At 42.4% G+C, this 20,565-nt stretch carries 20 protein-coding genes and 2 tRNA genes; 9 read left to right on the top strand and 13 right to left on the bottom strand.

What is annotated here, in order from left to right; translation table 11 throughout:
- Positions 1 to 522: 522 nt before the first annotated feature.
- From EQY75_RS00275 to EQY75_RS00260, 4 genes are all read right to left on the bottom strand, one after another.
- Positions 523 to 594: transfer RNA gene (locus tag EQY75_RS00275), tRNA-Arg, on the bottom strand.
- A 16-nt stretch (positions 595 to 610) separates the two neighbouring features.
- Positions 611 to 895, bottom strand: a complete 285-nt coding sequence (locus EQY75_RS00270; RefSeq protein WP_129601821.1) for a GIY-YIG nuclease family protein — start codon at positions 893 to 895, stop codon at positions 611 to 613.
- 325 nt (positions 896 to 1,220) lie between these two features.
- A complete protein-coding gene (locus EQY75_RS00265) occupies positions 1,221 to 1,982 on the bottom strand; it encodes a hypothetical protein (RefSeq protein ID WP_129601820.1) in 762 nt (253 codons plus the stop codon).
- A gap of 211 nt (positions 1,983 to 2,193) precedes the next feature.
- Positions 2,194 to 2,769: a DUF3575 domain-containing protein gene (locus EQY75_RS00260; RefSeq protein WP_129601818.1), complete on the bottom strand. Its 576-nt coding sequence runs from the start codon at positions 2,767 to 2,769 to the stop codon at positions 2,194 to 2,196.
- Between the two features lie 187 nt (positions 2,770 to 2,956).
- Between EQY75_RS00260 and EQY75_RS14105 the strand changes: the two genes are divergently transcribed.
- Complete coding sequence (locus tag EQY75_RS14105) at positions 2,957 to 3,718, top strand: WD40/YVTN/BNR-like repeat-containing protein (RefSeq protein ID WP_246019917.1); 762 nt, start codon at positions 2,957 to 2,959, stop codon at positions 3,716 to 3,718.
- Positions 3,719 to 3,726: 8 nt separating this feature from the next.
- Complete coding sequence (locus EQY75_RS00255) at positions 3,727 to 6,225, top strand: WD40/YVTN/BNR-like repeat-containing protein (protein WP_246019915.1); 2,499 nt, start codon at positions 3,727 to 3,729, stop codon at positions 6,223 to 6,225.
- Between the two features lie 375 nt (positions 6,226 to 6,600).
- Here EQY75_RS00255 and EQY75_RS00250 read toward each other — a convergent pair whose 3' ends face one another.
- From EQY75_RS00250 to EQY75_RS00240, 3 genes are read right to left on the bottom strand one after another with little or no spacing between them, the layout of a single operon-like run.
- Positions 6,601 to 7,029, bottom strand: coding sequence for a hypothetical protein (locus tag EQY75_RS00250; protein WP_129601816.1), 429 nt, complete (start codon positions 7,027 to 7,029; stop codon positions 6,601 to 6,603).
- A 29-nt stretch (positions 7,030 to 7,058) separates the two neighbouring features.
- A complete protein-coding gene (locus tag EQY75_RS00245) occupies positions 7,059 to 7,586 on the bottom strand; it encodes a hypothetical protein (protein ID WP_129601814.1) in 528 nt (175 codons plus the stop codon).
- A gap of 1 nt (position 7,587) precedes the next feature.
- Entirely contained in the window at positions 7,588 to 8,277 is a 690-nt protein-coding gene (locus EQY75_RS00240) for an ankyrin repeat domain-containing protein (RefSeq protein ID WP_129601812.1), read from the bottom strand.
- 189 nt (positions 8,278 to 8,466) lie between these two features.
- On the opposite strand from EQY75_RS00240, the gene EQY75_RS00235 reads away from it, so the two are divergent.
- Complete coding sequence (locus EQY75_RS00235) at positions 8,467 to 9,567, top strand: CNNM domain-containing protein (protein ID WP_129601810.1); 1,101 nt, start codon at positions 8,467 to 8,469, stop codon at positions 9,565 to 9,567.
- 61 nt (positions 9,568 to 9,628) lie between these two features.
- Here EQY75_RS00235 and EQY75_RS00230 read toward each other — a convergent pair whose 3' ends face one another.
- From EQY75_RS00230 to EQY75_RS00220, 3 genes are all read right to left on the bottom strand, one after another.
- The gene (locus EQY75_RS00230; protein ID WP_129601808.1) at positions 9,629 to 9,973 is read right to left on the bottom strand and encodes a hypothetical protein; all 345 of its coding nucleotides are present in this window, start codon (positions 9,971 to 9,973) and stop codon (positions 9,629 to 9,631) included.
- A gap of 314 nt (positions 9,974 to 10,287) precedes the next feature.
- On the bottom strand, positions 10,288 to 10,782 hold the full coding sequence (locus EQY75_RS00225) for a hypothetical protein (RefSeq protein ID WP_246019913.1): 495 nt from the start codon (positions 10,780 to 10,782) through the stop codon (positions 10,288 to 10,290).
- 41 nt (positions 10,783 to 10,823) lie between these two features.
- Complete coding sequence (locus EQY75_RS00220; RefSeq protein ID WP_129601806.1) at positions 10,824 to 11,366, bottom strand: cupin domain-containing protein; 543 nt, start codon at positions 11,364 to 11,366, stop codon at positions 10,824 to 10,826.
- Between the two features lie 236 nt (positions 11,367 to 11,602).
- Between EQY75_RS00220 and EQY75_RS14540 the strand changes: the two genes are divergently transcribed.
- Positions 11,603 to 14,524: an ATP-binding protein gene (locus EQY75_RS14540; RefSeq protein ID WP_425462166.1), complete on the top strand. Its 2,922-nt coding sequence runs from the start codon at positions 11,603 to 11,605 to the stop codon at positions 14,522 to 14,524.
- Here EQY75_RS14540 and EQY75_RS00195 read toward each other — a convergent pair.
- Both EQY75_RS00195 and rseP read right to left on the bottom strand, forming a co-directional pair.
- Positions 14,483 to 14,559, bottom strand: a tRNA-Asn gene (locus EQY75_RS00195). The two genes, EQY75_RS14540 and EQY75_RS00195, sit on opposite strands and share 42 nt — an antisense overlap.
- A 73-nt stretch (positions 14,560 to 14,632) precedes the next feature.
- Complete coding sequence (rseP, locus tag EQY75_RS00190) at positions 14,633 to 15,985, bottom strand: RIP metalloprotease RseP (RefSeq protein WP_129601802.1); 1,353 nt, start codon at positions 15,983 to 15,985, stop codon at positions 14,633 to 14,635.
- A gap of 158 nt (positions 15,986 to 16,143) precedes the next feature.
- Here rseP and EQY75_RS00185 point away from each other — a divergent pair, with 158 nt between their 5' ends.
- The 4 genes from EQY75_RS00185 to EQY75_RS13930 all read left to right on the top strand — a co-directional run bounded on the left by EQY75_RS00185 (position 16,144) and on the right by EQY75_RS13930 (position 19,512).
- The gene (locus EQY75_RS00185) at positions 16,144 to 16,818 is read left to right on the top strand and encodes an SCO family protein (protein ID WP_129601799.1); all 675 of its coding nucleotides are present in this window, start codon (positions 16,144 to 16,146) and stop codon (positions 16,816 to 16,818) included.
- An 80-nt stretch (positions 16,819 to 16,898) separates the two neighbouring features.
- Positions 16,899 to 17,135, top strand: coding sequence for a FeoA family protein (locus EQY75_RS00180; protein ID WP_129601797.1), 237 nt, complete (start codon positions 16,899 to 16,901; stop codon positions 17,133 to 17,135).
- A gap of 6 nt (positions 17,136 to 17,141) precedes the next feature.
- A complete protein-coding gene (gene feoB / locus EQY75_RS00175) occupies positions 17,142 to 19,364 on the top strand; it encodes a ferrous iron transport protein B (RefSeq protein WP_129601795.1) in 2,223 nt (740 codons plus the stop codon).
- A 4-nt stretch (positions 19,365 to 19,368) separates the two neighbouring features.
- The gene (locus tag EQY75_RS13930) at positions 19,369 to 19,512 is read left to right on the top strand and encodes a hypothetical protein (protein ID WP_165200404.1); all 144 of its coding nucleotides are present in this window, start codon (positions 19,369 to 19,371) and stop codon (positions 19,510 to 19,512) included.
- Between the two features lie 2 nt (positions 19,513 to 19,514).
- On the opposite strand, the gene EQY75_RS00170 is transcribed toward EQY75_RS13930, so the two are convergent.
- Positions 19,515 to 19,901: a DUF423 domain-containing protein gene (locus EQY75_RS00170; protein ID WP_129601793.1), complete on the bottom strand. Its 387-nt coding sequence runs from the start codon at positions 19,899 to 19,901 to the stop codon at positions 19,515 to 19,517.
- 110 nt (positions 19,902 to 20,011) lie between these two features.
- Between EQY75_RS00170 and EQY75_RS00165 the strand changes: the two genes are divergently transcribed.
- Entirely contained in the window at positions 20,012 to 20,413 is a 402-nt protein-coding gene (locus tag EQY75_RS00165; RefSeq protein ID WP_129601790.1) for a TonB-dependent receptor plug domain-containing protein, read from the top strand.
- Positions 20,414 to 20,565 lie beyond the last annotated feature (152 nt).

Raw genomic sequence — 20,565 nt, 5'->3', positions numbered from 1 at the left:
CAACTCTGGTGCTCAGAGCTCATGGTCTAAGATAAGTAAGATTTTAGAATAAATCCCTGAATAAATCCGATGGGGTTTTTAGGGGGACAGGTGCAGTGCTCCCGACAGATATTTGTGGTGAAAATACAAAAGCTCAACTGCTGCGCAGTTGGTTTTATTTTTGGTACGGGCCTCAGGAGAAATCCAGGATTAGCCAGCCCCCGAAGCGTGCTTCGCTCTGCTTCTGCGGACGCTGTTCCTGACAGAGCCTCATCGTGAAAATACAAAAGCACAACTGCATGCGCAGTTGGTTTTATTTTTGGCCCCGCACTCATCCTTACCAGGATTAGCTGGCCCCCGAAGCGTGCTTCGCTATGCTTCTGCGGACGCTGTTCCTGACAGAGCCTCATCGTGAAAATACAAAAGCTCAACTGCATGCGCAGTTGGTTTTATTTTTGGCCCCGCACTCAACGAAACAAGTTTCTTTCGGCGGGTCGCAAAAATAAAGCCTTTGCTTTTCGCAAAGGCTTTTGTGCTTATTTGTAGCCTCACCAGGAATCGAACCTGGATCTAAAGTTTAGGAAACTTCTATTCTATCCGTTGAACTATGAGGCCAAAATGGGAGGCAAATTTATGAATACTTTTTGATAAGCTTTTGTGTAATTTCAGGATATTTCTTTAGATCCTGTATGTACTTCCTGCTTTTCATTCTCTTGATATGATTTTCAATTTTACCAGCTAATCTTAAATCCCCAATTTCCAGTATGAAAAAATATTTCCATGGGATTTTTCTTTTTGTAATCCCTTTGTTTAGCTCTGGTGTATTGTGAAAAAGTAATCTTTCTTCCAAATTCGATGTCTTTCCAATATAAAAGCTATCATCGAGTCCTGACTGGATAACATATACATAATACATCCTTAAATGATCTGATCTGGAAACTTCCCCCGATAGCTATCGGGGCTATCCGTTGAACTATGAGGCCAAAATGGGAGGCAAATTTATGAATACTTTTCGAATTGATTTCTTGTCCACTGAGGAAACTTCCCCCGATAGCTATCGGGGCTATCCGTTGAACCTGCCTGCCGGCAGGCAGGCTATAAGGGCAAAATGGAGGGCAAATATTCCATCTTGGAAATGATTTTAAAAGATGTAACTAAATTAATGATGCCCCCAGTTCTACCGTTATAAAACTATAAACCCCGCATAAAGCGAGGTTTATTTTATTCGTATTTATTAGTTGTTATATTTTGGTAGACATTTCCGGCACCATTTGCAGGGTTTCTACTTGCTCACCCCAGAATTCCAGAGAGGCGTCGATATTTTTTCCATCTTCCTCAAAGGTTCCCCAGCCAAAGAGTTCATCATAATCTTCACGCCAAGTATTTTCATTCTCCCTGGGAGGATCCGTCCTTTTATGGCTTTCATAAGGCAAAGCCAGCACAAACTGGTTGCGATTCCCTCCACTCTCAAGTCTGAACAGCATCCTCGGGTTTTTGTTGCCTCTCTTTTCGATGACTTTGGAAGCTCTGTACATCCACCTCCTGAACGCCCTCACTCCGTCAGCTTTCACATTAAAAGTGATCATCTTGACATATTTGGCAGGAGGTGCCGGATTTTCAGGGTCATAATTTATGGTACCTCCGTTAAGGAGTTGCCATCTTACCTGTCCGCCATTATTGGCTATATATTTACTGACGTTATCCCTCCAGTAATTGCCTTCCGCAGAACGGTCTTTATCGTAGTCTGAAGGAGATTTCCGGGCTTCGATTCGCATGTAACTTCCGGCATTTGGGCCATCAATAAAGCGATAGGTAACAATTGCCGTTTCCGGGGAGGTGTTGAACATGTTGGTCTTCTTGGCCGCAGCTTCTTCAAATTTTTGCTGCATACCATCTTTTGCTTTGTACTGCCAGGTATTCCAATACTCGTTATTGTCATTACGCTGACTGAACATTGAGGCACTCAAACAGAGAGCAATTGTTAAAACTACTACTTTTTTCATGTTGGTTGGTTTTTGGTTATCTCTGTAATGTACGAATAATAGTAATAGAACACACTAATATAAAGTGTTTATTTGATTGATTTTTAGCGCGTTACATAAGTTTAATAGGCACTTAAAAAAAGAAGTTATTTTGACTTCTCCCTTTATTTTATGAGACTTACTACTTAGAAGAATTAAAAAGGGTTCTCATTTGAAGTGAGGAATAGTAAAACTATAGCGCATAAACCAACATGAGTCCGCCACGGTAAGGGATCCACTCGCCACTTTTATTAAAGTTGCGGTCCTCGTCTAAAGGGATGTCTATCCGCATCCGGGTCTCCTGGCTATAGGCCCTGTAGGTAGCCTGGGAAGTGCCTCCACCCAAAAAGAGCTCCAAAGCCCATCGATCTGACAATCGTTTTTTATACCCTACGGATGCCCCGATATAATAATTTCGGCCCGACTGGTAAACATCCTCATCGTATCCGTATTTAGTGAGATTAAACATCCCGAAACCGACATTTGCACCAAAAAAGAATCCGCTGGTATCGTTCTTGCCGTAGTAACGAACTTCCCCGAATGCCTGGGTAAATTGCAACGGTTTGCCGTCAAAGGAATCCCAAAATGATCCCGATAAATCCATCTGAAAACTAAAGCGCTCGGAAATGGGTACTTCAATCCCTACATTAGGAATCAGAAGTAGGGCCGAGGCTGCATTGAATTTTAATTCTGTCTGACTGTGAAGTGACTGATTTCCTGCCAATAGCAGCAGGAAAATCCCCGTCCAATATACTTTTGCAATTTTCATCTCGTGTCCTTTTTGCAGATCTTAAATGTATCGATTTAAGTCTAAAACATACCACATTATCGATGTATTGTCTTCTAAATAAGTTTCATTAAGCAATGGGTTTATTCTTGCAGTGATTCCCTCCTTAGAAATATAAAATTGTTGTATTTTGTAAATTCTGACAATTGCAAACTCAAACACTATTACCATGAAAAAAGGACTACTCATTACACTTCTATTTCTGTTTATCTCCCAGCTCGCATTTTCGCAACGAAACCGTGGGAAAGCTGCTGATACAGATTCCAAGGAAGACAAACTTTCCCTGGCCGGACTCAAGCTCAGGAATGTCGGACCGGCATTTCTTTCAGGTCGGATCGCAGATATTGCGCTCCATCCCGATGATCCCAGTATCTGGTATGTCGCCGTGGGCTCAGGAGGGGTATGGAAAACTGAAAATTCAGGTACCACATGGACTCCGTTATTCGATAAAGAGGTATCCTATTCCATTGGCTGCCTTACCATTGATCCCAATAACCCTTCCACCATATGGGTAGGAACCGGGGAGAATGTTGGAGGTAGACACGTAGCCTACGGGGATGGTGTCTACAAAAGTGAAGACGGGGGTAGCAGCTGGAAAAATATGGGCCTGAAGGCTTCAGAACATATTTCTGAGATCATTGTACATCCCGAAAATCCGGATGTGATCTGGGTGGCCTCACAAGGCCCGCTTTGGAGCAAGGGAGGTGAAAGAGGCCTTTTTAAATCCACAGACGGGGGAGAAAACTGGAAAAAAGTATTAGGTGGTAATGAATGGACCGGCGTGACTGATATTATGATGGATCCACGTAATCCGGACCGGCTCTACGCTGCCACCTGGCAGAGACATAGAACCGTAGCAGCCCTTATGGGTGGAGGCCCGGACTCCGGCCTGCACCGTTCAGAAGACGGGGGGAGACCTGGGAGAAGTTAAGCTCAGGATTGCCTAAATCCAACCTCGGAAAAATAGGGATCGCGATCTCGCCTCAGCAACCTGATGTGCTTTACGCGGCAATAGAATTGGATCGAACCCAGGGAGCCGTTTATCGCTCAGAGGACCGGGGTTCTTCCTGGGAAAAAATGTCAAATACCGTATCCGGAGGAACCGGGCCACATTACTACCAGGAGCTGTATGCGAGTCCCCATGCCTTTGATCGTTTGTATCTTATGAATGTCCGAATTCTGACCTCGGATGATGGAGGAAAGACCTTTGTTCAATTGAAGGAAGAGGATAAACATTCTGATAACCATGCTATCGCCTTCAGACCAGATGATCCTGATTACCTGCTTGTAGGAACAGATGCGGGTATTTATGAAAGTTTTGACCTGGCTGAAACCTGGCGCTATATCAAGAACTTGCCCCTTACCCAATTCTATAAGGTGGCCGTAAACAACCAGAAACCCTTCTACCATATTTTTGGTGGAACGCAAGACAACGGTTCTGCCGGAGGACCTTCAAGGACAGACGAGCCTCAAGGAATCCGAAATGCACATTGGTACAAGACCCTGGGAGCAGACGGCCACCAGTCGGCCACCGATCCCGAATACAACCACATCATCTATGCAGAAACCCAGCAGGGAGGACTGCATCGGGTAGACCTTATTACGGGCGACAGGGTATTTATTCAACCACAACCAAGGGCAGGAGAACCGCATGAGCGCTATAACTGGGATGCACCAATTCTAGTGAGTCCGCATAAACCCTCCCGACTCTATTTTGCTTCCTACCGGGTTTGGAAATCAGAAGACAGGGGAGACAGCTGGACGCCAATCTCTGGAGACCTTACCCGTAATGAAGAGCGGATTACCTTACCCATCATGGGGAAACAGCAAAGCTGGGACAATGCCTGGGATGTTGGGGCTATGTCTAATTACAATACCATTACTTCCCTTTCAGAATCTCCTGTGACTGCAGGGGTTATCTATGCGGGAACAGATGACGGCTTTATTCAGGTCACAACGGATGGCGGCGGCAATTGGAACAGCATTCCGGTTAGCAGACTAGGGCTGCCTTCCCGCTCATTTGTGAATGATATTAAAGCCGACTTGTTTGATGAGAACACGGTATACGTGGCTCTCGATAACCACAAGGAAGGAGATTTTTCTACCTATCTATACAAAAGTACCGATAAGGGCGTAAGCTGGAGATCCATCAAAGGCGACCTCCCGCAAAATACCATCATCTGGCGCCTGGTTCAGGACCACGTGAATAAGAACCTGCTTTTCCTCGGAACTGAAAATGGGATCTACACCTCAATGAACGGTGGGGTAAACTGGCACAAAGTACCCGGATCGCCAACCATCTCCTTTCGTGACCTCGTAATCCAGAAGGAAATGAATGACCTCGTTGGTGCCTCTTTCGGACGTGGATTTTTTGTGCTGGACGACTACAGTGCCCTGCGTGAAATTACCGACGCATCCCTCAAAAAGGAAGGGGCGCTTTATTCAACTAGAACGGCCCCCTGGTATGTGCCTAAAAATGTAATAGGCAACACCGGGGCAGATTACTACTTTGCTGAGAACCCCGAATTTGGGGCCTGGTTTACCTATTCCCTGGCAGAAGGATTTACTTCAAAATCTAAAGCGCGTAAGGATAAAGAGAAAGATCTGGAAAAAAGAAATGCTTCTATTCCTTTTCCGGGATGGGATGCCCTTGAGGAGGAACGACGGGAGCAGGATCCAAAAATCTGGATCACAATTAAGGATGCCAATAACAACGTCATCAGAAATGTGGAAGGAAGCAGTAGTAAAGGCATTAATCGTGTTGCATGGGATCTAAGGCACCCCAGTTCCAGGGCGATCAGGCCCGGGCAGTCTTCGGGCGGGGGCAGTTCCTGGTGGAACTCAGGTCCGTTGGCCATGCCGGGAACCTACACAGCAACGCTGTCAAAGGAAGTAGATGGAGTTGTCACACAACTGGATGGACCTATCACCTTTCAGGTTGAACCCTTGTTTGAAAGTACTTTGAAAGGCGTTTCTTATGAAGAATACAATGCCTATATCTCGGCATACAACGAAGTTGCAACCCAGGAAAGTAAAATCTCCGATGTTTTAAACAGCAGCATGGACAAAGTGAAGGCCATGAAGCTGGCCTTGAGCAGGGCTCCTGCTGCACCGGGAAATACAGCAACAAGGCTGCACGATCTGCAGCAACAACTGTTTGCTTTTGAAGAAAGACTGGAAGGTAATAAATCGAGAGATGAGATCGGGGAACGCAATCCGCCCAATGCAGGCGATCATTTGAATGTAGCCAGACGAGGTTTAGCTACTACCTACGGCCCCACTCCCCTGCATAAGCAAAATCTGGAGCTGGCAAAGACCATGATGGCCTCTTTGTATACAGAGATCAGAACTATTGCAAATTCTACGATTCCACAATTGGAAAAAGAATTGCAGCGGATGGGTGCGCCCTATATCATGGGACAGGGAATAGAAGATTGATTTTGTTGAACCACAAACCAAAAGCGCTGCCAGATGGCAGCGCTTTTTTATTGAGATAATTGGGTTTTAAAATATGGCCCCGGTATGATAATGAGTCATCCAGGCGATCCAGGCTATTCCTACACAAATCATAAACCTGGCAATTTCCAACGGATTTATCTTAGTATTCATATGAAAGGGTTTTGGGATTTTCCTTTCACAATGTAGAATGTTAATTGCTATTTCCTCCGGCTGTAAGCCCTTATGTATGGAATTCTCGGTAAAATTCCGTTTAGAGACATCTAACCCTTATTTTAGGTGTTTTAAGGAATTAAGTGAACGATAATTACTTCGTTTATACGATAAATATTACGGATTTATGGTCCATCGCAAGACCTACTCACGAAGCATATTCTCAAGATCCTCCACCAATGAATCATCATATTTTAGATTGTGGACGCGCCAAAAATCATTAGGCTTGTATAGAATAAAAGTAAAGCGCAGGGGCTGGCGATCATACCTCACCATAAAAGTGGCCAGTCGGAGGCGGTCTGTGATCTGTGATTCCTTTAGTTTTTCGAATCCGAAATATTCGCCCAACTGCGGCCTTAATTCCTTAAAGTTGTTTTTGAGTTGCTCTATGGCGATACGGTTGCGGTTTAACCATTTATTGGTGGTAAAAGCAAAGTCCATGGCTTCCAATGGATCGGTCTCATATCTTCTGAAAAACTCATCGGTAATGATCTGATGTTCATTTTGAGCGTTCGCTCTGAGGTGACCCAGTAAAAGTAACAGGCTGGATATAAGAAGTAGTTTGTTCCTCATGATGGTGAAAATTTTCTTTGATAAATCCCCTATTGGATGTTTACTTTAAGATGGATCAACTCCTTCGTGTCTATGAACTGATCTTTGTTTTGATCTAGCCAAACCGACATATAAAACTCTTTAAAGTCGCTGAGAGGCTTTTTGTCTCCGGCTATGTCGAGGAAGTGAACTTCATAGGAGGATCTTCCCCCAGCCTCGGATATTGCTCCGTGGTTTTTGTTCAAGGATGCCGCTTCATGGGCGCCTGTTGGCAAATAGGATGCGTCTTCTTCCATGGCCAGGAACTTGCCGATATAGAAGTAGGAGCCAAAATCGACATTAATGTCGATCTCGGGCTTTGTACTTTCAAACAAAGCTTCGGTAAGGCCGGCACTGACCATAAGTTCCCTTCCATCAAATTGGAGGGTAAAGGGAGAAGGGGTAATACTTACTTCATAGTAATCCCCGGAATCCGATTTCTTCAATTGGAGTTCTTTTTCCTGTACGATTTTCACCTGTGCAAATAATCCTCCACTCATCAGGGAGAAAACGAGCGTATAAAAACTGAGCTTTTTCACTTTAATATTGATTTAAAAGATTTATTATGGTTTGGTTATTCAAGACAATAGCCTCCTTCATGCAGGTCTGGCCATAAGTATTTGGTCGATCTTTGTTGGCCCCTTTTTTCAGCAATACCTCTACAATCTCCACCTGTTCTGCAGAAACTGCGATAAACAGGGCAGATTCTCCCCGGGTTCCTCTCGCATTCAGTAAAGCCCCATTGGCGATCAATAATTCTACTACATCTACATGCCCTTTCAGGGAAGCATACATCAGAGCTGTTGACCTGTATAGACCATCTTGTTCATTGACATCTGCTCCTCGTTTGATCAACATCTCCACAAGCGCATAATATCCGTTTGAAGCCGCGCGCTGTAAGGGGAATACCTCATCTTTAGTAGACCTTAAGTTCGGATCTGCCCCATTTTTTAATAAAATTTCTGCAACATCATAAAAGCCGCCTTCTGCAGCATATAACAAGGGCGTCCATCCTCTTTTGGGCTCCCTTTGATCGACCACTCCTCCTTTCCTGATGTATTTTTTTACTTGCTGAGGTTTATTGAAAACTGTAGCCCTTACAAGGTTTTTAGTAGCAGCCTGCTGAGTCATTTTACGGGAAGAAAAACACCCGGCCAGGATCAACATACAAAACGTGAGTCTTCCCGAATTTGAAATAAAGCTGCTAAATGTAAAGTTTGTGCTGGTCATCACAGACAAATAATGTCTTTAAACGATATTAGAACGAATCCTTAACAGAAATGTTGTCAATATCTTTTGGAGATTAAATTCGCTAATATTTGATTGTAGAATCACAAGATAGAAATCCTTGTAATGAATAAGATGTTTTTGGATTTCAGCTTTTCTTTATTATTGTATCTTTGACAGAGTTTTTACCTTATGGGACTTCTACTTTTCTACGCATTCTTAGCCATTTTTTTCTCCTTCCTCTGTTCCATTCTGGAAGCGGTGCTCTTGAGTGTTACTCCCACTTTTATCAATGTAAAAAAGAAGTCGAAAAAGAGTTTTGCCCCCGCTTTGGAAACGCTTAAAAACGACATTGACAAACCCCTGATAGCCATCCTCACTTTAAATACCATAGCCCACACTGTTGGTGCCATTCTGGTTGGGGTACAGGCAAAGGTGGCCTATGCAGAGATATACGGGCAACAATCGCGCACCTTCCTTGGAATGGAATTTACCGAAGACTTGATGGTAGGTTTGGTATCCACCCTGATGACCATCCTGGTATTGGTTGCCTCCGAAATTATTCCCAAAACTATAGGAGCCAATTACTGGAAAGAACTCGCCAACATCTCCACCCAGATTCTAAGGGGTATGGTTTGGGTCATGCAGGTTACGGGTTTGATGTGGGCTTTACAGTTATTTACCCGACTTATAGGAAAAGAACACAAGGGGAGTGTCCTAAGCAGGGAGGATTTTACCGTGATGGCTGATCTGGCTGAAGAAGAAGGAGTCTTTGAGAAGTCAGAATCTAAGGTCATCAAAAACCTGTTACAGTTTGATGAGATCATGGCCAAGGATATCATGACGCCCAGGGCAGTGATCAAAATTGCTCCCGAAAATCAGACCATAGAACAATTTTTTGAAAACAATCCCCGACTTCGATTTTCAAGGATTCCAATTCACGGGGAAACTGTGGATACCATCACCGGATTTGTTCTTAAGGATAATGTGATGGAAGAAATTATCAACGAGAACGGAAAATTACGTTTAGTTGATATCAAACGGGATATTTTGGTAACTAAGAGGAATACTCCTATACCACAGCTCTTTGAGAATTTTATTAGAAAGCGGGAGCACATTGCCCTGGTAGTTGATGAATACGGCTCTGTAAGCGGCCTGGTCACTATGGAAGACGTCATAGAAACCCTGCTCGGACTTGAAATTATGGATGAGAGCGATAATGTGGAAGACCTGCAGCTCATGGCCCGGAGGAACTGGGAAGAAAGGGCCAAAAAGACAGGGATCATCGAATAACAGAAACAAAAAAGAGCTGTAATACTACAACTCTTTTCTTCCGGATTTTTTATTACTTACCTTAAAAGTCGGCGTCCATATTCCCTTCACCTATGGGTTCTTTCCCTGTTCTAACATAACCCAGTTTTAATTCAATATTATAGCTGAAGTAAATGGGTTTCTCATGTCTCAGCAGGTCGATCACATTCGGGTACATAGAGATGGGATATCTCAAATACACCAATTTATTTCGTTTATCGTAGTGGTTTTCGGGTACTTTCCCATCGGGATAAAAATTAACCTGAACCACAAAATCTTCATCGTGATAACACTTGACAAGGGCTCTTGGGTAAACTTTGTTTTTATCTTTTCCTCCGGACTGAAAATGGACCCAATACTGGTTTACTTCGCTAGTAACAGTTTTCATGCTTCTTTGGTTTTAATTATTCAGAAAGATACCAAGTTAAATAATATTTCCCAAGATTGAAATAGAAATACCAAAAAGCAGGGTATAAATACTCAGAGATGGTAATATCACCGTGATTACTATTAATCTTTTCCTTTAATACGGCCTTGTATAATTGAAGAGTCGGCCATTCAATACCATTAATTACTAATTTGTTTATCCAAATAGCACTTTTTACGATTGTCTGCTAATTGTCTCCAAATCTGCTTATTATTAATAAACGACCACTTGCAAAAGCAAGTGGTCAAATTTAGTCAATCCATACAAACGTGCGCTTAATTCCCTTCTCCTATGGCTGGGTTATGAGCTGTAAAAATTCCTTCCGGGTTTTCTGTGTATATCCAAACATGGAGTTGCCACTGTTTTAAATTTGGATTGATCTCCCACACATCGTCCTTACCGGTAAAGCCTTCCGGTGGTAATCCCGGGTTATCCAAATCTTCTATGGGAACCGCATACTCAACTGCTACGATTTCCATTACACCATTAGCATTGGGCACATACAGAAGGATCTCAGGTTTACTAAGTTCAAAGGTTTCGTCAATCCTCTCGGGCAGGATGTAATGATGTCCCATATTGGGAACAAATCCGGAGGCGTCAAAAAAGCCTTCTGCCGTGGCCACATCAACATTTACATATTTGGCCGTGGCTGCCTTTAATTCATCCACTTCCAATTGCCAGGGTTCAAGATCGTCATTATCGTCACTACAGCCAATAATAGCAATCATCATTAATAACCCTAAAATTTCTCGAATTCTTACTGTTTTCATTTTTTTCATGATTTAGTGATTTTGGTTTAATTATATCCTTCTTATACAAATGTTATCCCGTAATTGGCACATATCGATGCAACTTCATCGAAATCCGGCTTGCCTTCAGGCATCTGACTCAATTCCTGGAACATATGCTCCATCCCTGCCGGAAAAGCACTGACCCACATCTGAGCCTCTTCTTCTCCAACAACTTTCCAGGAATGCACAATGTTTTTTGGAGCAAAGGCCATATCGCCCTCTTTCAGTATTGTTGATTTATTATCAACCATGATCTCCACTTTGCCCTTTAAGACCCTAAAAATCTCGTCTTCCCTGGTATGGATGTGTGGAGGAATTCCGGAACCCGGAGCGAGATTATCTACCCATTCAAAAATTTGATCGTCCGTATCGATTCCAACTACTTTATGTTTTTGGGGGTTGCCGAGGACCATTAATTCGGCACCTTCATCAGCCGTTATAATTTTTTCTTTGACTTTATTTTTCAAAGGTGAATGACCTATAGCAGCCGTTACAGCATTGCTTGGAAATAATACTACTGCAGCCGTTCCCCCCAGACGTGTTAAAAAAGATTTCCTGTCCATGATTTCTAGATTTTAATAATTATTCTTTTCATAATTCTGTTGAACAAAACTATTGAGAGAAGGATTCCAGCAATATCGGTCAGGTTGCAATTTTTAGTTATTTTGTCTCAAATTCCTGTAGATGAAACAAAAGTGTTAATTGATGAAACAATGTTATTAAGCAAAGATGTTTTTTGGAATGATCTTAGCATTGCCGAAGGCGATACGTCAAAATCTGTGGCTTTAATCTATCCTTTATGAGACTCACATTGTTTTTCCGGATCTTCTGCATTTTGATCTTCTGTAATGTATCGGGACAGGAAGTTTATGAACTGGATCCGGCATACCCTGTTCATGATCTCAATAGAAACTTGCAGGTAGTTGCCGACACCTCAAATCTGCTGTCGACAGAAATGCTTTTGCACCATGACAATATGTTGAAGTATACTCGCGCAAATGAGTTGCCTAAATTTCTTGAGCCGAATATCACTTACTGGGGAAAGCTTCAAATAAAGGCGCTCGACACCCTGCTGGGATGGGAATTACATTTCCAGGATATTATGATAGGCCCCCCTGCGTGGACAAAAAGTAATGGCAGGGTAGACGTTTATGCCTATGTTGAAAACCAATTGTTATTCCATCAGGTAACAGGAGTAGAAGTTCCTTTTAGCGAAAGGGCCAACAAAGAAAGCTGGATTTTAAACAGTATTAGTCTCCATGAATTACCCATTGAAGAAACTACTACGATAATTATTAGAGCACAGGGTAATAGTTTTGGATATCCCCCATATTTCAATTTAAGCGCTCGAAGCCCTGAACAGCCCTATTATCATCAAATCAATCAATTCAATAACAGTTTTAACACCTTTATGTTTGGGGTAACTTTTATCATTTTTTTGTTTTTCCTTTTACAATACCTCTATTTAAAGGATACTGTTTACTTCTGGTTTTCGCTGTGGTTGTTTTTTTGTACCCTCACACAAGCCATGACCATAGGATTGCTCATAGATCGATTACTCTCATGGAGATATCCATTCTGGTTCATCTCTGCCAATGGTATCTTCTTTACGTTTTGGTTCTTTGGACGGGCCTTTATAGGATCAAAAAAGAAATATCCAAAACTCGATAAATTCATATTGGGGTTGGCCTTATTCGTCCTTGCAGAAATCGTAATTACTGCATTGTATGTCATTTTTTTCAATCCAAAAATATATTATATCGAACCAGGCATCCATTTTCAGCTCTTAAATATTTACACGCTGGGAAGTTTAATCTTGTCCTTGGTATTGACCTTTAAGAAAGATCGTTTTTCGAGATACTTCGGGATTGGTTCCTTTATTGCAAGTATCTTTTTAGTGATCGGCACCTTGTGGTCGATGGGATTGATCAGGCCTCCTTTCAGACTCGACCCCTATGTTACCGGTTTGTTCTTTCAAATCGTCATTTATTCTTTTGGTATGGCTTATCGGAGTCAAAAAATTAATGTACAAATACAAAACGAACGCCTTAAAGCAGCTCAATCCCTGGCCGAAATACAACGCATGAGAGATCTGGATGAGGTCAAAACCCGTTTCTTTGCCAATATAAGCCATGAGTTCAGGACACCCTTGTCTTTAATACATGGGCCATTGCAGCAAGCCAAAAAGGCTTCTATTCATCCTGATGATCCCATCCTTATTGGGAATAGGGCCTACGACGTCATCAAAAAAAATATCAGCCGCCTCCAAAACCTTATCAATCAATTACTGGACCTTTCCAAAATGGAGAGTGGAGCTGTTCAACTTAAACTGCAGCAAGGAGGATTGATCCAATTTCTGCGCTCCCAGGTTTTTTCTTTTGAAAGTGTCGCAGAACAGTCAAATATTAGTTTGAATACACATTTTCCACAAGAGCTTCCAGAGGCGTATTACGATAAGGATAAATTGGAAAAAATATTGAACAACCTTCTTTCCAACAGTTTTAAATATACTTCTCCTGGAGGTGCAGTAAGTATTAATGTAAGCAATTCTGACACCATCCTGATTATTGAGATAAGCGATACAGGCAATGGCATGAGCAAAAAAGATGTCGACCGGATATTCGATAGATTTTATCGGGTGGAGGGAACTGAGGTGGAGGGATCAGGCATTGGCCTGGCCCTAACCAAGGAGTTAGTAGATCTATATAATGGTCAGATCAGCGTAAGGAGTGAAAAGGGTCGGGGTACTACCTTTAAAATCAGGATCCCCATTGCGCTTTCAGATTTACCCGGATCTGTGAAAATTGAAAAATACGCTAAAGAACTGGAACCTCTAAATGGAGTAGACCAAATGGAGTCTTTGAATGAAACAATGGCCTGCGAAGATGTAAGTGATGATGGTATGGAGGTTGTTCTGTTGGTTGAGGATAATAAAGACCTGTTGGATTTCATCTCTGAAGTCCTCTCCTCCAAATACAAAATTATAACTGCCAAAGACGGTCTTCAGGGACAGCGCATGGCCTTTGAACATATCCCTGATCTTATTATTTCTGATGTTATGATGCCAAAAAAAGACGGGTATGAGCTTTGTAATGCCCTGAAGAATAATATCAAGACCAGTCATATTCCAATTGTAATGTTGACCGCCAAAGCGGGACAGGCCAATAAATTAGCCGGTCTAACCCAGGGAGCCGACGCCTATTTAACCAAGCCTTTTGATTCGGATGAATTACTTCTGCGAGCTGAGAATCTCATTGCTTCACGAAAAAAGATATGGGAACATTTTAAGAATTTTGAACTGATGGAAGTCAAGGATTTAAAGCTAAGCTCAGTTGACGATACCTTTCTGCAAAAAGTAATCCAGGTGATAAAAGACAACATAGATAACGATCTGCTTTCTGTTGAAGACATCGCATCAAAAGTTGGTTTTAGTAGGGCACAATTGCATAGAAAACTAAAGGCCCTGACGAACAAGTCGGCAGGTCAACTGGTAAGCGAAATTCGAATGAACAAGGCCAGATCTATGTTGCAAAGTAAAGCAGGATCCGTTTCAGAAGTTGCCTATTCAGTTGGGTATTCAAATTTATCTTACTTCACCAAAAGTTTTAAAGAAAATTCGGAGTACTTCCCAGCAAGGTTTAAAATAAAAAAGCCACCATGTCTGGCGGCTTGTCTAATTTGGCTCCCCCTCTTGGGCTCGAACCAAGGACCCTCTGATTAACAGTCAGATGCTCTAACCAACTGAGCTAAGGAGGAATAAAATCTCTTTTTAGAGGGGCCAAAGATAGCAGTTTCTTTCAAATCCCCCAATAGTAAACACTAATATTTTCTATTTGAATATCGCCTTGTATACGTCATTCCCATTAGCAAACAATAAGAGGGCAATAAGAAGGAAAAATCCGGTCATCTGGGCGTATTCCATAAACTTATCACTTGGTTTCCTTCCGGAGACCATCTCGTAAAGTAAGAACATCACGTGTCCTCCATCCAAAGCGGGAATAGGAAGAATATTCATAAATGCCAGGATAATAGAGATAAGTGCTGTAGTATTCCAGAATGCCGGCCAGTTCCAGGTATCGGGAAACATACTTCCTATGGCAGCGAAACCACCAACTCCCTTGTAAGCCCCGGTTTCCGGATTAAATATTTTCTTAAGCTGTTTTACATACCCGGTCAAAGTTGATACCCCTTTATCAATTCCTGCCGGAATAGATTCCGCAAGGCTGTATTCTTTGGTTTCTAATCTAAGGTATCCCTCTTTCTCTAGTTGAGCAAAGGTTAAACTTCCAAGGTTCACCCCAATAGTGGCCGAATCACTGATCACGACAGGTATTTGTTCTCTTCTGCCCTCCCGTTCCACAGTTAAGATTGTTTCTTGGCCGGCATATTTGACTAAAATAGTCTTTGCCTCATCAAAGTAGCTGATCTGATCATTACCTACAGCAACTACCTTGTCCTTAAGTTCAAGTCCGGAATCCTTATTAGCAGAGACTTCAGGTATGTTTCCAATTACAAATGGCACTCTCGGACTTAAAAAACGAACTTTATCCTCATCCTCAAGTAAAGTAGAAATAAAATCGACCGGGATCTCCTTTTCAATAATCTCCCCATCCCTTTCAATGGTAATTTCATTACCATTTACGATCTCCAGGAATAAACTATTAAAACTCTCTACCGTATTTCCATCTACAGCCAGGATCTTATCCCCCGTTTTTATTCCGAGTTTATCCCCAATATTTTCTTCTGTTACCCAAACGCCATCCTTAAGACTATCTGTAGGCACAAATTGGTCTCCATAGGCGTATGCCATACCTATATAGATGATAACGGCCAGGATAAAATTCACAGTTACCCCACCAAGCATTATGATTAGTCGCTGCCAGGAAGGCTTGCTCCTGAATTCCCAGGGTTTGGGTTCTTCCTGCATCTGCTCCTTATCCATACTCTCATCGATCATCCCGGCAATCTTCACATAACCCCCTAGTGGCAGCCAACCGATACCATACACCGTTTCCCCAATTTTCTTCTTAAAAAGGGAGTATTTGATGTCAAAAAAGAGGTAAAATTTTTCAACCCGGGTCTTAAAGAGCTTTGCCGGAATAAAGTGACCCAACTCGTGCAGAACGATGAGCAGGGAAAGACTCATAAAGAATTGGATAGTCTGTATAACGATTGGGTTCATTGACAAAATCTTAATTTGGAGCACAAAAGTACGCTTTTAGGGGGTCTAAAAAAAAGAAACTCCGGCTCCCTCCGGATTTTTAAGAAAGTTTTAGCAGCGAAGGTATCCGGGATTTTTGATTGGCTGATTCTGCTGCAGTACCTTTGCAAAAAAGATAAATGCGACAGTTCTTTAGAAAATTTCGATTCCTGGGCATCGTTTTACTGGGTATTTCCGCTGTCATTGTCTATCTCTTCTACAACGCCCTTCAGCCACAAAAAACATTACCTGTATACCAACCGGCAGATTTTAATCCCGAACTGGTGGATGACTCTGTTCAATACGTGAGGAAGTACCACACTATAGCCGACTTTTCCCTGATCAATCAAAATGGGAAGATTGTCACCCAGGAAGACTACAGGGACAAAATTTATGTGGCAGATTTCTTCTTTACTACCTGCCCTTCTATTTGCCCTATCATGACCGAAAACATGGTCACTATCCAAAATGAGATCCTGGAAGACGAGGAAGTATTGCTATTGAGTCATTCCGTTACTCCGGTTATTGATTCCGTGGCTCAACTCAAAAAATACGCCCTGGAAAAAGGAGTCATCGATAAAAAATGGAACCTGGTCACAGGAGATAAAAAACAAATCTACAACCTGGCCAGAAAGTCGTATCTGGCGGCAAAAACAGATGGGGATGGCGGACCTTACGACATGATCCATACCGAAAATTTTATCCTTGTAGACAAGGAAAAAAGGATTAGGGGGACATATGACGGGACCAATCCGAAGGAAATAGAGAAATTGCTAAACGATCTCAGTATCCTGAAAGCTTCTTATACAGATTAAAAAACTTCCCGTAAAGGATCACTTTTATTCTATTTTTTTCTCCTATTTTTGTGCTTACTTAAAATCAATCTAAATAAAAATTGGACCTTACCGTCGTAGATTTAAAAAGAGGGCAACGCGGAATCATCCGTGAATTTGCTGATGATGTGCTCCCCATTAAACTCCTTGAATTGGGTTGCCTCCCGGGCAACGAAATCGAAATGGTTCAGATTGCCCCTTTAAATGATCCTATCTACATCAACGTCAATGGTTCCCACATTGCCATCAGAAGGTCAACCGCCCGTTTGATCTCCCTAGACATCATAGAAGACGCCTAAAATCGCATGAGCAAGAGTATCAACGTTGCACTTATTGGAAATCCCAACACCGGGAAGACGTCTGTCTTTAATCAGTTAACCGGACTGAATCAAAAAGTAGGTAACTATCCCGGAATCACAGTAGAAAAGAAAGAGGGGGTCTGTAAGCTACCGAGGGGGGTAAAAGCTCATATATTAGATCTGCCCGGGACCTATAGCCTCAATACAACTTCCCTTGATGAAAGTGTGGTGGTTGAACTACTGCTTAATCGCAATGACAAAAACTTTCCGGATGTGGCGGTGGTTGTCAGCGATGTGGAAAATCTCAAGCGTAACCTCCTTCTCTTCACCCAGATAAAGGACCTAAGAATTCCAACCATCCTTGTGATCAATATGGCAGATCGTATGTTGAGGAAGGGTATTACACTGGATGTTCCCTTGCTGGAAGAAAAGCTGGATACTAAGATTGCCCTGGTGAGTATGCGCAAAAATACCGGGGTTGCCAAGATCAAAGAATTGATCGCAGACTACAAGAATATTTCGAGCAAGCCCAATGTAGATACAACGGTTATCGCACCGGATTACTTCGAGCGTTTAAAGAGGACATTTCCCAACGAAGACCTGTACAAACTATGGCTCGTGATTACCCAGGATGTAAACTTCATGCCAATTGAAAAAAAACGCATTCAGGACAGCAGCGATTTTAGTACCAAGTCGAAGTCTGAACTTAAGCGGCTTCAACAAAAAGAGACGATTCTAAGGTATCAGTTTATCAATGGCATACTGAAAGAAGCTTACAAAGTAGACCTGCAGGCTGCCAGGGGGCTCAGGGCTACTTTAGATAAGATACTAACACACAAGGTTTTTGGGTATTTAATTTTCTTTTTCATCCTTCTGACCATCTTCCAGGCGATTTACGACTGGAGTAGTTATCCCATGGATTTTATTGACGAACAATTTGCTGCAGGCAGTGAATGGATCAAAGACACCCTTCCCCCGGGGGTATTCACGAATCTGCTTGCTGAAGGTATCCTGGCAGGCATCGGGGGAATTGTAATCTTTATCCCCCAAATTGCATTTTTATTCCTGTTTATCGCCTTGCTAGAAGAATCGGGCTATATGAGCAGGGTAGTCTTTCTTATGGACAGAGTGATGAGGCCCTTCGGGCTTAGCGGAAAAAGCGTAGTCCCACTGATTTCAGGTACGGCTTGCGCTATCCCAGCGGTTATGGCTACAAGAAATATAGAGAATTGGAAAGAACGCCTGATTACCATCCTGGTCACACCTTTTACCACTTGCTCTGCCCGACTTCCCGTTTACCTTATAATTATTGCTCTGGTAATTCCTGAAGGTAGGTTTATCGGACTGAGTTACCAGGCTCTCACCCTGATGTTACTTTACGCCTTAGGATTTGTGGCTGCAATATTTTCTGCCATGATCCTTCACAAAATACTAAAGATCAGGAGTCGGACCTTTTTTGTAATCGAAATGCCCAATTACAAGCTGCCATTGCTGAAAAATGTCGCGATCACGGTTATCGAAAAGACCAAAAGCTTTGTCTATGGAGCAGGGAAGATCATACTTGCTATTTCCATCGTCTTGTGGTTCCTTGGCTCCAATGGAATAACAGACCGATTTGTCAAGGCTGAATCCCTTGTACAGGAACGTATTTCTGAAAAAGGGTTTACCCCTTACAACCAGGCAGATTTAGAACAAAAGTTGGCTGCTTATAAAACTGAGCTGGAATCTCAGTCTGCACTAAGTACAGCCCAAATTCAGGATTCTCTCCTTGTACAACAGAAAGCTTTGGAAGCGCGGGCTGAAAAACAGGAAATTGCCAGTTTTAAACTGGAGAATTCCTATATCGGCAACATTGGAAAAGCAATCGAACCTATTGTAAAACCTCTTGGATACGACTGGAAAATAGGGATTGCAGTACTTACGTCCTTTGCAGCCAGGGAGGTGTTTGTAGGAACCCTTGCCACCATTTACAGTGTTGGTAATGACGAAGAAGAAACCATTAAGAACCGAATGGCGGCAGAAGTAAATTCCGAAACTGATGAGCCATTATTTAACCTGGCATCGGGTATTTCTCTGCTTCTATTCTATGCCTTTGCTATGCAATGTATGAGTACACTGGCGGTCGTAAAACGGGAGACCAACAGCTGGAAATGGCCACTGGCACAGCTGGTATTTATGAGCGTTTTTGCCTATCTTGTAGCTTTGGTGGCATATCAAATATTGAATTAAGAAAATGAGTATTCAAACTGTATTAGTCTACCTTGTCCTGTTTATCGCCCTGGCTTATCTGGTGAATAAATTCCTCTTGCCAAAAAAGATCCGATTGGGAAAGAAGCCCTCCTCGTCTTGCGGGCAGGACGACTGTGGTTGTCATTAGCACTAAACAATATGGGCGATAAAGGAATAGAACAACAATGCCCATCCTGCAAGTAAAAGAAGGCCTCCTACCGGGGTTACAGGTCCTAAAAATTTCCATTTTCTGCCTTTCGCGCTGGAAAGGCAAAGTCCGTAAATACTGAATGAAAATAAAAGGGTACCAAAAATAAAACAGTAGGCCATATAGGTTTCCAATGCGGAGGTAAAGCCGAGGTTAAAACCAAGAACCACCAATAACAAGGCGTGATACATCTGGTATTTCACTCCGGTTTCGAAACTTCTTAACAACTCCTCAGAAAGGGATTTTTTTAACACATGAGCTCCAAATGCTCCAAACAAAACTGCCAGCAATCCTAATAGGGCTCCCACAACCTGAACCAGTAATATCATTGTTATTATTTTGACCAAATATAATCATTCACGCCTGATCACTATAGATAAAAACTTAGTGCGTCCGTCAGAATTAGCATATCTTTAGAGTCGTTAAATACACTGTTATAATGAAACGAATTATCCTTTTGTTCTCCCTGTCTCTAATAATTTTATCCGCTTGCGGAACTTCTAAAAATACAGCAGGGGATTCTGAGACTCCCCTTGGTAAAAACCTGGACGATAAAAACAGGGTGACCATTTCACTCCTCAACCAAATAAGGCGCCTGCCCGGTATTGTTGTTAAAGGCGGAATCCCGTTTTTTAACAAGGCCAATAACTCCATGTTACTCGAGGGATCCCAGCAACCCCTATATGTGCTCAATGGTTATATTGTCGGTACCTCTTTCCGCAGTATTGATCAACTGGTAGACAACGTAAATGTGGCAAATATAGAAGCCCTTTACGGCACTGACGCTTCTGAATACGGGGCAAGAGGCGCCAATGGCGTCATAAGGATCACCACCAAATAAGTCCGGTTTTAGTTTTATCAATTTATTTACATCCCGTTACGGATGTACCTTCATGGTCTGGATTTCCAGTGGGCTGCCTTTTCTATCCCAGCGCCTTTCTTTACGGGTTGGTTGCCTCAGCTTTTTTCAATACTTTAATCATCTAAACTTTA

Source organism: Muriicola soli, assembly GCF_004139715.1.
GTDB lineage: Bacteria > Bacteroidota > Bacteroidia > Flavobacteriales > Flavobacteriaceae > Muriicola > Muriicola soli.
This window is presented reverse-complemented; position numbering and strand designations above follow the sequence as displayed.

What these genes read in the sequence shown, in the direction of transcription:
- feoB (WP_129601795.1), top strand. Translation starts at nt 17,142, where the DNA reads ATGAGCAAGAGTATCAACGTTGCACTTATTGGAAATCCCAACACCGGG.
- EQY75_RS00170 (WP_129601793.1), bottom strand. Translation starts at nt 19,901, where the DNA reads ATGATATTACTGGTTCAGGTTGTGGGAGCCCTATTAGGATTGCTGGCA.
- EQY75_RS00220 (WP_129601806.1), bottom strand. Translation starts at nt 11,366, where the DNA reads ATGGACAGGAAATCTTTTTTAACACGTCTGGGGGGAACGGCTGCAGTA.
- rseP (WP_129601802.1), bottom strand. Translation starts at nt 15,985, where the DNA reads ATGAACCCAATCGTTATACAGACTATCCAATTCTTTATGAGTCTTTCC.
- EQY75_RS00270 (WP_129601821.1), bottom strand. Translation starts at nt 895, where the DNA reads ATGTATTATGTATATGTTATCCAGTCAGGACTCGATGATAGCTTTTAT.
- EQY75_RS00185 (WP_129601799.1), top strand. Translation starts at nt 16,144, where the DNA reads ATGCGACAGTTCTTTAGAAAATTTCGATTCCTGGGCATCGTTTTACTG.
- EQY75_RS00250 (WP_129601816.1), bottom strand. Translation starts at nt 7,029, where the DNA reads ATGAGGAACAAACTACTTCTTATATCCAGCCTGTTACTTTTACTGGGT.
- EQY75_RS00240 (WP_129601812.1), bottom strand. Translation starts at nt 8,277, where the DNA reads ATGACCAGCACAAACTTTACATTTAGCAGCTTTATTTCAAATTCGGGA.
- EQY75_RS14105 (WP_246019917.1), top strand. Translation starts at nt 2,957, where the DNA reads ATGAAAAAAGGACTACTCATTACACTTCTATTTCTGTTTATCTCCCAG.
- EQY75_RS00235 (WP_129601810.1), top strand. Translation starts at nt 8,467, where the DNA reads ATGGGACTTCTACTTTTCTACGCATTCTTAGCCATTTTTTTCTCCTTC.
- EQY75_RS00165 (WP_129601790.1), top strand. Translation starts at nt 20,012, where the DNA reads ATGAAACGAATTATCCTTTTGTTCTCCCTGTCTCTAATAATTTTATCC.
- EQY75_RS00265 (WP_129601820.1), bottom strand. Translation starts at nt 1,982, where the DNA reads ATGAAAAAAGTAGTAGTTTTAACAATTGCTCTCTGTTTGAGTGCCTCA.
- EQY75_RS00230 (WP_129601808.1), bottom strand. Translation starts at nt 9,973, where the DNA reads ATGAAAACTGTTACTAGCGAAGTAAACCAGTATTGGGTCCATTTTCAG.
- EQY75_RS00225 (WP_246019913.1), bottom strand. Translation starts at nt 10,782, where the DNA reads ATGAAAACAGTAAGAATTCGAGAAATTTTAGGGTTATTAATGATGATT.
- EQY75_RS13930 (WP_165200404.1), top strand. Translation starts at nt 19,369, where the DNA reads ATGAGTATTCAAACTGTATTAGTCTACCTTGTCCTGTTTATCGCCCTG.
- EQY75_RS14540 (WP_425462166.1), top strand. Translation starts at nt 11,603, where the DNA reads ATGAGACTCACATTGTTTTTCCGGATCTTCTGCATTTTGATCTTCTGT.
- EQY75_RS00260 (WP_129601818.1), bottom strand. Translation starts at nt 2,769, where the DNA reads ATGAAAATTGCAAAAGTATATTGGACGGGGATTTTCCTGCTGCTATTG.